Annotated in this window: 17 protein-coding genes; 3 read left to right on the top strand and 14 right to left on the bottom strand. The window is 67.2% G+C overall.

The features are described from left to right. Positions 1-11 precede the first annotated feature (11 nt). The 4 genes from C0J29_RS34175 to C0J29_RS30400 all read right to left on the bottom strand — a co-directional run bounded on the left by C0J29_RS34175 (position 12) and on the right by C0J29_RS30400 (position 3,015). Positions 12-1,160 (bottom strand): lysozyme family protein, encoded by a 1,149-nt coding sequence (locus C0J29_RS34175; RefSeq protein ID WP_242460703.1) that lies wholly within the window; start codon positions 1,158-1,160, stop codon positions 12-14. 108 nt (positions 1,161-1,268) lie between these two features. Then, positions 1,269-1,613: a type II toxin-antitoxin system PemK/MazF family toxin gene (locus tag C0J29_RS30410; protein ID WP_084023347.1), complete on the bottom strand. Its 345-nt coding sequence runs from the start codon at positions 1,611-1,613 to the stop codon at positions 1,269-1,271. After that, positions 1,607-1,867: a ribbon-helix-helix domain-containing protein gene (locus tag C0J29_RS30405; RefSeq protein WP_120795059.1), complete on the bottom strand. Its 261-nt coding sequence runs from the start codon at positions 1,865-1,867 to the stop codon at positions 1,607-1,609. Before C0J29_RS30405 ends, C0J29_RS30410 begins: the two co-directional genes overlap by 7 nt. Before the next feature lie 254 nt (positions 1,868-2,121). Then, positions 2,122-3,015 carry a hypothetical protein gene (locus tag C0J29_RS30400; RefSeq protein ID WP_084023351.1) on the bottom strand — a complete coding sequence of 298 codons (894 nt, stop codon included), beginning with the start codon at positions 3,013-3,015 and terminating at the stop codon, positions 2,122-2,124. Between the two features lie 831 nt (positions 3,016-3,846). On the opposite strand from C0J29_RS30400, the gene C0J29_RS30395 reads away from it, so the two are divergent. Continuing rightward, a complete protein-coding gene (locus C0J29_RS30395; protein ID WP_139809394.1) occupies positions 3,847-4,254 on the top strand; it encodes a hypothetical protein in 408 nt (135 codons plus the stop codon). 183 nt (positions 4,255-4,437) lie between these two features. Here the strand turns inward: C0J29_RS30395 and C0J29_RS33075 are convergent, their stop codons facing one another. From C0J29_RS33075 to C0J29_RS30380, 5 genes are all read right to left on the bottom strand, one after another. Continuing rightward, on the bottom strand, positions 4,438-4,659 hold the full coding sequence (locus tag C0J29_RS33075) for a hypothetical protein (RefSeq protein WP_139809395.1): 222 nt from the start codon (positions 4,657-4,659) through the stop codon (positions 4,438-4,440). Positions 4,660-4,720: 61 nt separating this feature from the next. After that, a complete protein-coding gene (locus C0J29_RS33070; RefSeq protein WP_139809396.1) occupies positions 4,721-5,029 on the bottom strand; it encodes a hypothetical protein in 309 nt (102 codons plus the stop codon). Between the two features lie 28 nt (positions 5,030-5,057). Further along, entirely contained in the window at positions 5,058-5,318 is a 261-nt protein-coding gene (locus C0J29_RS30390; RefSeq protein WP_139809397.1) for a hypothetical protein, read from the bottom strand. A 63-nt stretch (positions 5,319-5,381) separates the two neighbouring features. Next, on the bottom strand, positions 5,382-6,080 hold the full coding sequence (locus tag C0J29_RS30385; protein WP_162951650.1) for a hypothetical protein: 699 nt from the start codon (positions 6,078-6,080) through the stop codon (positions 5,382-5,384). Between the two features lie 35 nt (positions 6,081-6,115). Continuing rightward, complete coding sequence (locus C0J29_RS30380) at positions 6,116-6,619, bottom strand: helix-turn-helix domain-containing protein (RefSeq protein WP_162951649.1); 504 nt, start codon at positions 6,617-6,619, stop codon at positions 6,116-6,118. Between the two features lie 385 nt (positions 6,620-7,004). Here C0J29_RS30380 and C0J29_RS30375 point away from each other — a divergent pair, with 385 nt between their 5' ends. Together C0J29_RS30375 and C0J29_RS30370 are read left to right on the top strand one after the other, a co-directional pair. After that, positions 7,005-7,358: a WhiB family transcriptional regulator gene (locus C0J29_RS30375; protein WP_162951648.1), complete on the top strand. Its 354-nt coding sequence runs from the start codon at positions 7,005-7,007 to the stop codon at positions 7,356-7,358. 745 nt (positions 7,359-8,103) lie between these two features. Beyond that, the gene (locus C0J29_RS30370) at positions 8,104-9,165 is read left to right on the top strand and encodes a helix-turn-helix domain-containing protein (RefSeq protein WP_236725529.1); all 1,062 of its coding nucleotides are present in this window, start codon (positions 8,104-8,106) and stop codon (positions 9,163-9,165) included. Positions 9,166-9,195: 30 nt separating this feature from the next. On the opposite strand, the gene C0J29_RS30365 is transcribed toward C0J29_RS30370, so the two are convergent. The 5 genes from C0J29_RS30365 to C0J29_RS30350 all read right to left on the bottom strand — a co-directional run bounded on the left by C0J29_RS30365 (position 9,196) and on the right by C0J29_RS30350 (position 13,292). Beyond that, the gene (locus C0J29_RS30365) at positions 9,196-9,534 is read right to left on the bottom strand and encodes a YbaB/EbfC family nucleoid-associated protein (protein ID WP_084023363.1); all 339 of its coding nucleotides are present in this window, start codon (positions 9,532-9,534) and stop codon (positions 9,196-9,198) included. Beyond that, on the bottom strand, positions 9,531-11,222 hold the full coding sequence (locus C0J29_RS30360; protein WP_207106138.1) for a PPE domain-containing protein: 1,692 nt from the start codon (positions 11,220-11,222) through the stop codon (positions 9,531-9,533). Before C0J29_RS30360 ends, C0J29_RS30365 begins: the two co-directional genes overlap by 4 nt. 14 nt (positions 11,223-11,236) lie before the next feature. Further along, entirely contained in the window at positions 11,237-11,542 is a 306-nt protein-coding gene (locus C0J29_RS33065) for a hypothetical protein (protein WP_084023623.1), read from the bottom strand. Between the two features lie 80 nt (positions 11,543-11,622). Further along, complete coding sequence (locus C0J29_RS30355) at positions 11,623-11,922, bottom strand: hypothetical protein (RefSeq protein WP_084023624.1); 300 nt, start codon at positions 11,920-11,922, stop codon at positions 11,623-11,625. Positions 11,923-11,987: 65 nt separating this feature from the next. After that, positions 11,988-13,292, bottom strand: coding sequence for a DUF4226 domain-containing protein (locus C0J29_RS30350; RefSeq protein ID WP_162951646.1), 1,305 nt, complete (start codon positions 13,290-13,292; stop codon positions 11,988-11,990). Positions 13,293-13,649: the final 357 nt, after the last annotated feature.

Raw genomic sequence — 13,649 nt, 5'->3', positions numbered from 1 at the left:
AACCGCCGCCGTTAGTAGCCGTGGTGAACCCCAGGGTTGGCCTGCCCGACCAGCGCCCGCAGATTGTGCCCATCACGCGCCACCCCATAACGCGACAGCTGGTAGTTCATCGATGCGCACGCATTGGCCACCGGATCCCAAATGTGATTCGAGGTCCCCGGATGGTGATGCTGAGCGAAAGTGCCCGGCACCAGTTGCCAGGGCCCACGACTGGAATTCAACGGCCCGCCATCCACCTGACGCGACCCGCGCGCATTGCCGTCAATGAGATTGATCGCATCAGCCCTAAAACTCGACTCATGCTCGGCGATCGTCATCATGCCCGCCCGCCAGTTCGCCCGCGCCCTCGGATCGGAGATCCCCATTCGGTCCAGCGCTTCGTCAAGGAAACGGCCAATCGCCCCCTGGCCTCCCGGCCAGACCCCTTTCCCTTCGAACGACACCTCAGACAGCGGAATAGCGCCCCGATCCACCCCGGCGGCCCCCGCCGCCAACCCGGCCGATCGCGTCGCCGCCGTGCCGCCGCCCGGCCCGCCTGAGCCCAGCTGGCCCAGCAGTGACGTCGGTACGCTACCCAGGCCGCTGAGCCCGCTGACACCCCCGCCCCGGGCAGCGCCGAGCATCATCGGAATGCCGCTCAGTCCCGACAACCCGCCGCCGCCACCGCCGACCCTCAACCCCTGATAGGCCTGAGCCATCTGCCGCAACCGCAGCGTCAACAACCGATTCTGGGCGGTGGTCTGCTCGATCTGACGCTGCATCGCGCCCAACCGCTCATCCATCGCCGACACCATCAGGCGCATCCCCGCCCCGGTGTGGGCCACCCGCCCGATCGCGGCCGCCTGGGCCCGCGCCACCTCACGCACCGACCCCGAACCAGCATGTCCCCGCTGCCCCACCGCCCCCGCTTCACCGGCACCGTGACCCGACTCCGCATCCAGGCCGGACACCAGGCCGCGCACTGCCCCATACGCACCGGCGGCGCCGGCCACCCCGGCGCCTAAGCCGCTGCCACCACCAGGAGCCGGCGGTGCAGCGCCCTGACCGCCACCAGCGGCGAACACCCTGCCGGCGGGGCCCCCCGAGGCGGGAAACAGCTCATGGGCGCGGGTCAGCAGACGATCCACATCCGCGACCAACTGCGCCACACCAGCACCCACCCACCAAAATTAACCCGCCAAAAACCCCCACACCACAACCGAACACATCGAAAGAGGGTGGCCAACACACCACCACCCGCGCCGCGGGTCGGAAATGCTCGATTTAACTTAAAGGTCGAGTACGCGACGAAGTCCGCGGTCGACTTCGTGCATCAAGCTCGCCGGTATCTCCCCGATGCGATCGATGAGGTCGGTCTTGTTCAGCGTCACAAGTGCCGTGACGTTGACGACCGAATCACGTGACAGTCCCGTTGTGGACGCAGGTAGGAACACGTTGCCTGGCATGGCTGCTAGCCCCGTGTTGGAGGTGATCACGGCGGCGAGCACCGTGGCGAGGCGACTGGCGTTGTAGGGATCGGATTGGATCACTGCTACGGGACGACGCTTTCCGGGTCGGCTGCCGGAGGGGGCGCCGAGGTCGGCCCAGTAGATCTCTGCGCGGCCGATCACCACTCGTCGTCCACGGCGTCAAGCACCCGGTGCCCGACGGCCACCGCTGCGGCTTGCCCCCCATCGCTGTCACCAAGCCGCTCACCAAGATGCTCAAGAGCGTCGTCGATCTGCCCGGTCAGCGATTGGCTGTCCAACTCGTCGAGGTAGCGCTGCGCGGCCCGGGTGAAGAACTCCGACCGGCTCATGCCGAGGTCACGGGCCCGGCGCGAAGCGCGATCGAACGTCTCATCGGGTAGGGAGATGGCGGTCTTCATAGGCCAATAGTATAACCCGGTATAACTCGTTCCTGAAATCCTCACCGGGCGAGATTGCTGCGTCAGACGTTGCGCGGCCTGTGTGCTTAGGCTTCCAGGGCGACAGCAGCCAAAACGGGAAGGCTTCACGAGGGCGGAGAGGATAAAATCTTTGTGGAGGTTTCCGGACAGCATCGTTCGGCCGCCGACGCGGTGCTTGCTGCCACAGCTGGTGAGGGTAACGGTTCCGGGCTGCTCGCCCTGACTGGCGCGGGTCAACACACGTAATCGAGAATGGGCACTCGCACCCCTGCAACCGATGCCGCGTACACCACATCAGCTGCCATCAACGGATCAGATCTCTTCCAGCACAACAACATTTCGAGCCTACGACAGTTGATGAAGCAGTTGTGGTAACTGACGACCTGCGCAGGATCCTCCAAGCCGTTGAGGCCAGGGCGCTGTGCGGCCATCATTAGCCGCTCGGCATCGTATTCGGCGCTCAACGCCGACCACTCCTCAGCCTTGGGCCACCCGCCCGCCACCAGCGCGTGTGCTACCGCCTGCGCAACCGGTGACAACTCAGGCCCGCCGCCGAACACCACTCGCCGAACCAACTCCCGGCAGTATCCGCGAACCGCCGCCTCATCCAACGCTTTCAAATCCCCATACAAACCGGGGCTCACCGTCTGTAGCCGGTGCATCCGTGTGCGCCGCAACTCCGAGGCTGGACCATCCGGACCGGCATGGGGCACACCGATCGCCACCTGACGAACCCCCTCATCCGGATCTTCGAGGAACTCCGAGGGCCAAGCCCACGTCGTCGCGACGGCGCCTACTTTGTCCCCGTATGCGCGGGCCGCACGTACCGCCTTCTCCGCCGGGTTTGACCACCCGAGCCACCGCGCATCGAAATCCTCATCGAAACCCGCCGCAACCGCCATCCCGTTCCGCAAAAAGACTCCCGGCGGGATGTAGCAGGCCCCGTCATTGGTTGCCACCCACAAGGTCGTACCGCCAGATCCGTTGTGGCCCAAGGCCACCGCCCAATCAAGCCCGGCATCCACCACACACGACGCGCCGGCCAGTTCAGCCACCGCCATCTTGGCCAGCTCCACATCCGACGCCGAATCGTCACGTGACACCGAGGCCGCGGCTCGTCCTCCCATCGCCGGCACCAACCCTGCACCAGGTCCAGGCGAGGCCGAACTCACGCTTTCGCCTGGAAGCCCCGGCATAGATGGAATCGAACTCGGCGCGGGCGCGGCAGGTCCGGCCGGTGGCAGCACCGACCCATAAGGAGTCAAACCACCCGCCGGCATCCCCGCCGCTGGCGCTGGTGCCGCAACAGCTGACGGCGCAGCCATAGAAACTGCCGCGGCCGGCGCGGCAACGGTGGGCGCGCTCGCAGCCGGGGCAGCCAGCGGCCCGCTTGGTGGCTGCGGCACAGGCCCAAGCGCCGGGGCCGCGGCCCCACCTGCGGCCGTCATACCTGCGGCCAAGCCGCGACCGAAGTCCAGACCCGCCGTCGAAGGCGTGGTTGGAGCCTGCACTGATGGCGACCCCAGCCCAGTCGGCGACATCGGTGCCGCCGATGGAAAACCTAAGCCGCTGAACAACCCCTGTAGCCCAGAAAGCGGAGAACCCGACCCGCCGCCACTCGGCGCGCTGGGCAGTCCAGACATCGGCAAACCGCCAGCCGAGCCCAACTGCGTCGGTAAGCCACGTCCAGGTGGCGTGCCCGACGAAACTGAGGAATCCGTAGGGTGAGGCTGTCCTGCAGATCCAGTCACAGTGCCGGGATCGCCTGCCGATGCGCCGTAGGGACCAGGTCTGCCGCCTGGACCCCGTCCTTCTGGCGGTGTCCCCGGAGGCGGGTCAGCTGACGCATCCGTCCCTCGACCTGCGGGTTTAACACTTCCGCCGCCTTCCGGCGTAAGCGGGAAATTCCCAAGCATTTGGGTGGTGTATTGGGCGGAGTAGGTGTGCAGGTCTGCCATGTGCGCCTGCACGACTGCCCGATATTTGCTGGTGATCACCGCGATCTGCGCCACGGACTGCCCGCTACCGCTGCGCAGGTACGCTTCGATTTCGGTGTGCATAGCGTTGTTCGCCTGTGCCATAAGACGTTTCGTGCGTTCTACATCCGCTGCGGCTTGTGCGAGGAGCTTTTTGGCGAGCTTAGATGCGCCGACGGAGTCGTTGAGCAGTCGCTCCAATCTGGCGTAGGCCGCGTCGGCGGCGTCCGCGCCTTTGCCTTGCCAGACGCCGGGGTTGAACACTGCGCTTCGCGCGGCGTGAACGCCATCAGACTGACCTTCACGAAATTTCTGGCGCTGTCCCTCGGCCTCCGAGGCGTTCTTGAGCTCCGTTTCGGAATCCTCGGGCCACACAAACGGCGCGAATAGTGCGGAGGCGAACAAGCCTTGCGGCTTTGGGTGATCGCCACCCGACAGCAGAGGAATCCCGATGTTCGGCACGCCTGACAACGGTTTGGCCTTTGTAAACATCCTCAGTAGCTGCCCAGCCTGGTCCTTATTGCGTTCCGCCCAGGCGTCAACGGAACCCGTCACTACCGCCATATGCAGCTACTACTTCGGCAGTCCGCAGGCATCAGCCAGCGCATCGATCGCCTCGTTTGATGCATCGGTCAATCGGTTGACTTCACTGGTCGGTCTTCCGCCCATCGTTGCTGTCGTCACGGCCAGTGTCGCGTCGATATATCGGCGAGCCGCAGCGTTCACATCTGGTGGAACGGCCGGACCAAGCGCGTGTTCCACAGCGATGGCACTCGTGACCGCCTGGAGCGTCACGGGCACATTTACTTTGCCTTCAACTCGAAATCCGCCTTGACCCTCATGCCCTACAGATCCGTCAAAAACGGTACAAAGGTTCTGCTTGGCTGCGGCTGTCTCTGTTGCGCTGAACTGTGGCGTCGGCGCTGTTGGTGGCGCGGAGGGTGGCATTGATGCGCCACGGTCGCTTCGCGCGGCCAAGTAAGTGACCGCCGAACCTAGCCCTGCGGACAAACTCACCACGACGAACAATGCAGCTACGGCCCAGGGCCAATAACGGCGTGAGCGTGGGGGGATGCTGCTGGCCGCTGGCGGCAGGGGTGGTGGTGTGAAGGTCGCGGGTGGTGGTGGAAATGTCACCGGCGACGATGATGCGTTCTTGGACCACGGCGACGCCATCTCCAAAGTCCCCCTTTTTAGCAGCTCAACGCCCCGGAATTACCCGCCTCAGTCGTCTCGACTGCGGCGACGCTGATTTCGCGGCTAACCGAATTGGCGGTGGCGTGGGCCTGCACCTGTGCATCCCGGACGGCGTGCACCGCATCGACTGCATGTAGCAGCGGCGTCATGTAGCCGCCGATTCTTAGACTCCGAATCTGCCCGCTCGGTTGGGCCGCCGCAGAGGCATCCGCATCGGCCAAACCGGTACGTGTGGCGGCGGGATCCATTTCGAACATGGTTGGCATGCTACCGTCGCCGACCCTGCTATACGTGGGTCGACCAGCACCAACTTCCGACGCTTAGAGCAGTAGCGCGGCCAGCCGCGGATCATCGGCCCAGGCGTCGCCGAACATTCCGTAGGCGCTCAACAGGCTCAGCGCTGGTGTAGCCACGCCGCTGAACCTGACCGGAACAGTCGAGCCGAAGCCAAGTGTCAACGTCCACTGCTGCAGGTCTGGGTGGAACTCCGTGCAGTCCCCGAACCACAAGCTGACCAGGCCGTGCGGCTCGGTGGCGCACAGCAGTCGCTCGGTCGTCACGATCGCCGCGGTGGTTTGGTGCCATCGCCACTGCGGTGCGGCTTGACGTTGTGCTGCTGATTTCCGACGCTGGTTGACCAGACTTTGAACGGCCAACGCGCCAACCATGACCCCCGGCCTGCCCGCCACGATCAGCGGCAGCGACGAATAGCTCGCCTTCGACCCGCAATAGCGGCTGTAACCGACCTCGACGTTGAGCAGCGCCAGCTCGCCTGCTCTGAGCACTGGCCCGAACACGCTCACCGGTGTCGGCGGTAGGCCAGCCTGCAGCGCCGCAGCACAGTTGCGGCTGTACTGCCACCACTGCTCGGCGTCGCTGAGTGGCCGCGCAGCAGTTCGGGGATTTTGGCCGGCGCGCACTCTCGGGCTCGCCGGGGCGCAGACGCGCGCCGGGGCGGCGACTGTGCGGATGGCGGGGAGTCGTTGTGGGCCCGTCGGCATCCCAGGAATGTCAAACATGTGCAGACCGTAAGCGGAGGGGCCGACACCGCCGTTTAGCCGTCGCGCAGCTCCGCCAGAATCCGGATCGCCTCGGCGCGTTCGCCATCGTCTAACCACGGCAGCATCCAAATCAGCGCTTCTTCCATCTCGCGGGCCGCGGTGGCGAACTCTTCGTCGAGCGCGGCCCGCGCTGAGGCAGCCATACCGTCTCGGTGCTGGGAAAACGAGCGCCGCATCTTGAGCATCCAGCGGGCCCTGGCGAAACGCTCCGCAGTCGCCGCCGGATTCTGGCCACCTGCTCGCGACGCGGGGGCGGTGGTGGTAGCCACTGGGCGTGGGCCACCGCCCTCGAGCACGGTGTCGATGGTGCCCGGCTCCCACTCAATCGCGCGCTCCAGTGCGCGGCGCAGCCGCGGACTAAGACGGCCTGCGCGGTTGGTCTCGATGGCGCGGATCGTGGCCACCGAAAGCCCACCGCGCTCGGCCACCTCAGGCTGCGTCAGTTTGAGGTGCTTGCGCCGAAGCCGCACCTCATCGCCGAGCCGCTCCCACGACATAACCAGTATTTTGCCCGACAGACCGCTAAACATCGCTATCCGCCCCGTCGGTTCGGCTAAATCAGCGCTGCGGCCCATTGCTCGGCGGCCCACTACTCGGCGGGCCCAGAAATGATCGCTGACATGCGGATATTACACCTCAAGCCACCGGCCTGACCAAGCATCCCAACCATCTCACGCCACCAGGTTAGCGGTATAGGCGCTAGAACCGCTAAAATATCTGTTAGATTGGCGGTGATTCGCCGGCTTACGCACCGGTGATGAACCGGGCCGACCGGTCCGGGAGTACCTGCCCTTGAGCACAAAACGGAGGATGCCCATGACCAGCCCGATCACGGCCCCGCTCACGAAATCGCCTTCGGGCCGGCCGTTTGCATCCATTCAAATGCCGACCTCTGTACGGCTGTTTCACACCGCTGACACCGAGTTGGCCTGCCGCCAACACCCCGACATGTTCTTCAACCCCCACCGGATGCGCCGGGCTGTCAGCCTGTGCGCCGGTTGCCCTTTCCGCGGACGCTGCGGTTACAACGCCGTGGCCACCGGCGCCACGCACGGTGTGTGGGGTGGCATGGTGTTGCCCGGCGACTACCCCTCCAAACTTGCGCCGATCTACGCTCGCCTCGCCGAACAGTTCGAGCAGTGCCGGCGCAGCGAAGTCGGCGACGTGCCAGTGGCCGCGCTGCACAATGTTGAGGATCGCGACAGCCCTCCAGCGACGTACGCCGGCGCCGCGTAGGCGCCCCCGGCAATGCCGCGCGCACGACTGAATCTGGTCGACACCCAAGCCTTTTCGCGCTACTTCCCCCTGGCCGGGATCAAGCGTTCCCTGCGGTCAGGGCATCGCGCACAACGAGTGAGACCTCCGGCGTGTCTTGATGCTGCGTCATCCCGGTGAGTGGGCACGTCGAGGCCGTGCCGGCTCATTACCAGGCCGACGCGAGGCGTTGACCGTTCGGCCGCCGAACGAAGTCGTCCCTCTGCTTGAGGCGAAGTCAGTGGACTCCGGGGTCTCCTCGATGTCGCAGCATCTAGCGGATCTTGTCGCGATCCACACAGGCCGCCCAGATTCGGCCCGCGGGCTCGGGACGAAGCGGCGGCAGGAGTTGCCCCTGGCGATGTGAAACCCGGGCTCCGTGGCCCGGCGGGCGGCTTCGCGGAGCAGACGTGAACATCTCAATAGCGGGTAGGGACCAACCCCCCTCTGACATGACAAAAGCCCCGCCGAAGCGGGGCCATGTCTGAAGGTTCGATCCGAGTTGGCGCTCGTCTGGGTCTTCCTACCCATTTCCCCGAAGGGACGTGTCGTGCCTGACTCGTCTCACGGTAGCGCATACCTATGTCAGGTTCCACTGGCGCACCGTGGCTTTTCAGTAACAAGTCCAGCACCAAACCACTCTCTCTCGCCACCGTTTTACCGCGGCTGTAGCTCCCGCTCTCCGCGGCGCGGCGTCGCGCGTACGCGCCCGCGAGCGCATGTCGTTGTGGCGGCCGGCTGCCGCGACCTGGGCGGCCGTTTACCGCCGCCGGCCATCCAGCTCGACCCCGGCGACGATGCCTATCATGGGCTGCCGTGCTGGGCGGGCCGGGCTGCCCGGTGGGCGCACTGGACGGTGCCGATCGCCTACGACCTGCACTACGACCGGATCCGTCCGTTGATGCGCAACGGAGGTGTCAGCCGCCAGGCCCTTGTTGCCGTCGCCGCTGCGCGGGCGCGCTACGCCGACCACGCCACCGGCCGCAACTCACGGCCCACCAACGAGCGCCTCGCGCAAGACACCGGCTACACGGTGCGCACCGTTCAGCGGGTGGATGAAGCCCTACGACTGCTGGGCGTGGCCACCGAAGTCCTGCGGGGCAGGCAGCGCACCCGGGCCGAGCGGCTGGCGTCCTGGCGCGTCGGCGACCGCGGCCGCGGCTGGGCCTCGGTGTGGGCGCTCCACGACAACCAGCAGCTGAGCCGTCTTATCCACAGCGTGTCATCCCACCCACGTAGTGGTGTTCTTACCTCGAAGAGGTCCTTCTTGACATCTCTTACTACCCACCGCCGGCACTGCGGCCGCCGGCAACGCGGCGCCACGCGCCGCCGCAGCCCAGACGAAGTGGGGCTGGCCCTGGCCAAAGCGTGGCGGGCGCATACCGGAGCACCGCCGTGGTGCCGGCGGCACAGCTCAGCGGCCTGGTCTGGCATCCTGGCTCGTCCCGCACGTCATGGCTGGACCCCTCGCGATCTCAACCAGATGGTCACCGACTGGCTGAGCACCGGGCACCGGATACCCGACAGCCCCCACAAGCCCATCGGATTGCTCGGTGCGATCCTGGCCTGGCACGGTCGCTACAACCTCGACGAACGACCCGCAGCCCTCGACGACGCCCGCGACGCGCAAGCGCTGGCCCTCCGGCAGGCCCGCGAGGAAGCATCAACAGCGGAGCTCGACGAGTCACGTCAGGCCAAATTCGTTGGCCGCCAAGCACTGTCCGGCCCGGGTCGGGCTGCTGTCCGGCAGGCTCTCGATGACGCCGCGCGCCGACGAAATCACGTGTGAGAGGGACGCCCGATAGCTAATCGATCACGGTCACCACTCCTCGGCCAGCGCGTCCATCTCCCGCCATGCCGAGTCGGTCCCGAAGTACCGCTCCACCGCTTTGCGCATCGCCTCACGCAGCTTGGCGCTGCCGTCGCGCAGCACCAGCGTGATCAGCTCCTCCAGCTCGGTGTGCGTGTACTGCGCAGGCGCGGTCGGATCGATAACCAAGTCCTGCAAATACCCATCCCCGTCGAACGTCGCGGCCACCACGTCGCTGACGGGGTCGAACTGCATCGCCCGCTGCACGACATCATTGAACTGCGCCATCCAGGACCGCGACTCCCTGAGGCCCTGCGTCACAGTGTCCACGTATTCGTCGTCGGTCACTTCGCAGCTCCGTCCCTGTTCCCGCGCCCTTCGCGACGACCCTTCACCGGCTCGCTATTGGGCGGGGCCACCACCTTAAGCTCCCGATCCTTATACAGCTGGTTCTTGTCATCCCCCGACCCACCCCCCCGCGACCCGCCCATCATCGGCGGCACCATCGCACCCATCGGCGCCCCGGCAGCCGGCGCCGCCTCCGGCAACGCGCTACCTGCCGCCGGCGCCGACATCGGCGCAGCGGCCGCCGGGGCGGCCGACAGACCGGGCGGCGCACTCAACGAACCCTGACCCCAGGCCGGCTCCGTGTCCCCCGGCTCCCCTCCCCCGCCGCCACCCGGCGCTGCCTCATCCCCACCACCGGGCGGCGGCGGCGCCTCCTGCGGCGGCGCTTCCCCGCCCTGCTGCGGCCCGCCGCCGCCCGGCTGCTCGCCAACACCGCTCATCATCGACGCCGGCTGCAACCCCTGCAGGGCCCTGCTCCCGGCCCCCGTCAGACCGCCCAGCGCGCCACCGGCTCCGCCCACCACGGCCCCGACAACCGCCGGGATCACTTGCGGCGCGACGGCCGCCGCATCCGACAGCGCATCCGCTGGCCGCCCATCGACCGCGGCCGGGTCCACTCCGGTCGGCGGCCACGTCGGACCCGCGGAAACCACGTCCTCCCCCACCCCGTTGGCGGCATCCACCGGTTGCAGCGGTGCGTTCGCCGGCGCCGCATCGGTTTTGTGTGAGATCACCGCGTCGCCCGGGCCGGCGGCCGGAACCGGCTGCGGGTGGGGCCCCGGTGTCCACGCCGGCGGTGCCGGCGGGGGATGCGGCGAGGTCGCCCCCGCAGCGGACGTGTAGTTCTTGAAGCCGTCGGCCGACTGCGTGTACAGCCTGCTCAACTGGACCTGAGCCCGTACCACCGCCGGCTGCAACGTGCCTCGGCTGCGAACATTGGCGTCGTTGGCGGCGCGCAACTCACGCTCGGCCGCGACGACGGCAGAAAACTCCGGAATCTGCGCCGCGGCCGTCCGGAAATCCTCCACATGCGCCGTCGCAGCGGCGGCCAGGCCGCGCACGTACGTGGCGTGACCTTCAAACCAGGACTGCAACGACCCCATCCGCGCCAACGCCGCATCAGCCGCTGTCGAATTCCACCCGTGGTGCGCGGCGGCGATCACAGCTGCCAGCTGCTCGGAGGCCCGCTCCAGACGGCCCGCCTCCTTCCGCAGACTGTCGGCCACCCCCTGCCACGCCGGTGGTCCAGGACCCGTGCGGCCGCTGTCGATCAAACGGGCGATATCGCGGGGTGACGCCGGAACCTGCCCGCCCGGCGCGCTCGGCAGCGAGGGGGGTTGCCCACCCTCGAACCAGGCCGCGGCCTCGAGTGCCGCGGTCGGTGAAGACGCCCCGGCCGGCGCGCCTGGCGGCGCCGCCCCGCCCAACATCGCTGACGAGGCCGCTTCCTGCCCGTCATAGGCATCAGCACCGGCATCCAGCAATACACCGAACTGGCGGGCCATCCGGTTCGCCACGGTCGTGTACCAGCGAGCCAGGACGACCTGGGCGTCGAAGCGGGTGCTGGCGCCCACAGATACCACGTCCGGCGCGCAGGGTTGCACGTGGCCGACCCCCGGCGATGCGCTGGCCGCCGCGGCTGCTGCCCATGATCCGGCCGACCTCAGTGCCGCGGTGTCGGCCCGCACCGAATCGGCCAACGTTACGTGCGCAGCGTTCGCTGGTTGGTGTCCTCGGACTGCGTGTAGGCGGCAAGGCTGGTACGGATCTGACCGGCCACGCCCTCGCAATAGCGGCCCAAGGAATGCCCGGCGTCCGCCCGGGCCTGCAAAAGCTCCTGCAATGCGGCCCCCACCGTGGAGGACCCGATTTTGCCGAACATCGAGCGGGACTCGTTCAAGACCTCAGGGCTCACGCTGAGCTGCTCGCGAACCCGAGGCCCTTCCGCATCCCACCACCGTGCATGTTCGTGCCATTCGTCGACGTCGAGCACAACCTCTGCGGCCACCGACTTTTACCTCCTACACTCCGAACTTGCTGTTTGCGAGCCTAACCAGTCGATGCGCCCTAATGCATGGTCGGGGACGCTCAGAAATCGATGGCTGAGCGGCGGTATTCGTCGACTTCAGCGTGACTTGGCCATCCCCTGGTCGGGCTGACCCCGAAGTTCTCGACCAGTCGCCTATCGGCCCGGGCACGCATCAAGGCCAAACGATGCAAGCGAATGATCCGGTCGGCCAGAACCTCCATCGGCCAGGTGGCCGCTTCGGGCTCCAACTGCACCCGCACCTGCTCACCGGAGTAATCGACCTCGATCAGCAGCGTGCCATCAGCAGAGCACTCGACGATAGTGGGCTCGGACGCGGCTTGCTCATCGCTGTCGGCCATCCGCCCGCATATCCCTTCAACCACAACCGATTACGTACCTGCCGGCGCTTTGGGTGGCGGTAACGTCACCGGCGCGGCGCCAGCTGCTGAGTCGGGTCAACCCAACCCAAAAAATCCGCAGTTGGCAATGTGCTCTGGGGCTGTAGCTGGCCGTCCAGCCAAATCTTCCCATGACCCATGTACATGACAGCTTCGCGAGTCTTGAACTGAGCGATCGCACCCGGCGCCAAATGGCTGGGATCGGCGGGCTCAGCGACCGGGGTACCGGGCGGCGGCAAATCGACATGCGCCGACTTCCACGCCTCGGTCACCGACATCCCGTTGAGCACCGAACGCAGCGCCGTCGCATGCTGCCCCGACGGCGCGGTCACCGGCGAACCATCGGGCATCTGCACCACCAGCGCCGGGTCCGCGCCGGCGCTGGCCGGCACCGCGCCAGCCGGCGGCGTCTGCGCCGGCACCGGCGACGGGGAGGTTTCCGGCTTCTTGTCCCCGCTGCCATGGTCATCTGCGGCAGCGTCGGCCTTGGCGCCCCCGCCGTCCTTGCCGTGCCCATCGTCGACGACATCGGCCGGCTTCGCCGCATCCCGAGCGGCCTGGTCTTTGAACCCATCCCCGGACCCAGCGCCGCCCATTTGGCCGGCCAAAGGCGCCAACCCCATCGCACCGGCCGGAAGCGAGCTGGCCAACCCGCCCAGCGCGCCGGGAATCGAGCCCATCCCCGCCAGGGCGGGCCCCAGCATCGACATCGGATCGGCCATCGCGCCCAACCCGCCGGGCAAGCCCACACCGGCCAACGGATCGCTCAACCCTGCCCCGGCCGCACCGGGATCTCCCCCACCGGCGGCTCCGCCGCCCCCGCCGTCAGCAGCAGCATCGCCCGCGCCGCTACCGCCACCGGTGTGGGAATCGTCTTTCCCGGAGCTCTGCTGATGCGCAGTTGCCGCCGCGGCGCGATAGTCAGCTGTGAGCGCATCGAGCAGATCCGCCTGCTTAGCGCTTTCGACCTTGGCGGACTCCATCAGCTGCTGGATCTCGCCCAGCTTGTGGTCTACGAACTCCCCGAAACGCTTCATCGCGCGCGGATCGTTGGCCAACGTTGGATCGGCCGCGATCTTCTGGCGAGCCGAGTCAATCTCGCCGATGATGGCGGTGACCTTGTTCCGAAGCGCCTCGTTGGACGCGAAAAACTGCTTCAGCAGGTGCGCCAGCTTCGCGTCGGCCGCCGCTGCCGCACCACCGGCCTGCTGGTATTCCTCCCCAGCGCGGTCAAGCCCATCGCGCAAACCACCACTACCCCCGGGCGGCGTCACCGGCCCGGGCGGCGGTGTCTCGTTGAGGATCTGCTCGACACGCTGGCTTGGCGTCAATCCACCCCCGCCCGCTGGCGGCTTGTGGCCGCCAAACAATGCCTCAGCGCCCTTCAACAAAACCCGCAACCCAGGTGGGAGAAGGCTATCGATCGCATCTAGCACCAGGTCAGTCATGAGCGCCCCTATACAACCGCTGACTTGCACTTATCTGCCCCGAGAACGCTACCGGCGCCGACGTCGCTATGCGACGGTCGCAGGCCGACAGAACCGGTGACGACGACTGCACGCCCGGCGCACCACCATCTCCGAGACCCTGACGGCCACATTCGCAACGGCGGCCGGGCCTCACTACGTGGTCCACAGGCGGGCGGCCAGACTGTCTGCCGCTACGGGCAGCCGGGGTGGGGCGACGCC

It is taken from the genome of Mycobacterium paragordonae (assembly GCF_003614435.1).
In the GTDB taxonomy this organism is placed as follows: Bacteria; Actinomycetota; Actinomycetes; order Mycobacteriales; family Mycobacteriaceae; genus Mycobacterium; species Mycobacterium paragordonae.
Note: the sequence above shows the minus strand (reverse complement) of the source record. Positions and strands in the feature narration are given on the sequence as shown.

Bases quoted from the DNA above. Each gene is read 5' to 3' on its own strand.
- C0J29_RS30400 (WP_084023351.1), bottom strand. From the start codon at position 3,015: ATGGGAGGACGAGCCGCGGCCTCGGTGTCACGTGACGATTCGGCGTCG.
- C0J29_RS30355 (WP_084023624.1), bottom strand. From the start codon at position 11,922: ATGGCCGACAGCGATGAGCAAGCCGCGTCCGAGCCCACTATCGTCGAG.
- C0J29_RS30380 (WP_162951649.1), bottom strand. From the start codon at position 6,619: ATGTCGTGGGAGCGGCTCGGCGATGAGGTGCGGCTTCGGCGCAAGCAC.
- C0J29_RS30405 (WP_120795059.1), bottom strand. From the start codon at position 1,867: ATGAAGACCGCCATCTCCCTACCCGATGAGACGTTCGATCGCGCTTCG.
- C0J29_RS30390 (WP_139809397.1), bottom strand. From the start codon at position 5,318: ATGTTCGAAATGGATCCCGCCGCCACACGTACCGGTTTGGCCGATGCG.
- C0J29_RS30375 (WP_162951648.1), top strand. From the start codon at position 7,005: ATGCCGACCTCTGTACGGCTGTTTCACACCGCTGACACCGAGTTGGCC.
- C0J29_RS30385 (WP_162951650.1), bottom strand. From the start codon at position 6,080: ATGTTTGACATTCCTGGGATGCCGACGGGCCCACAACGACTCCCCGCC.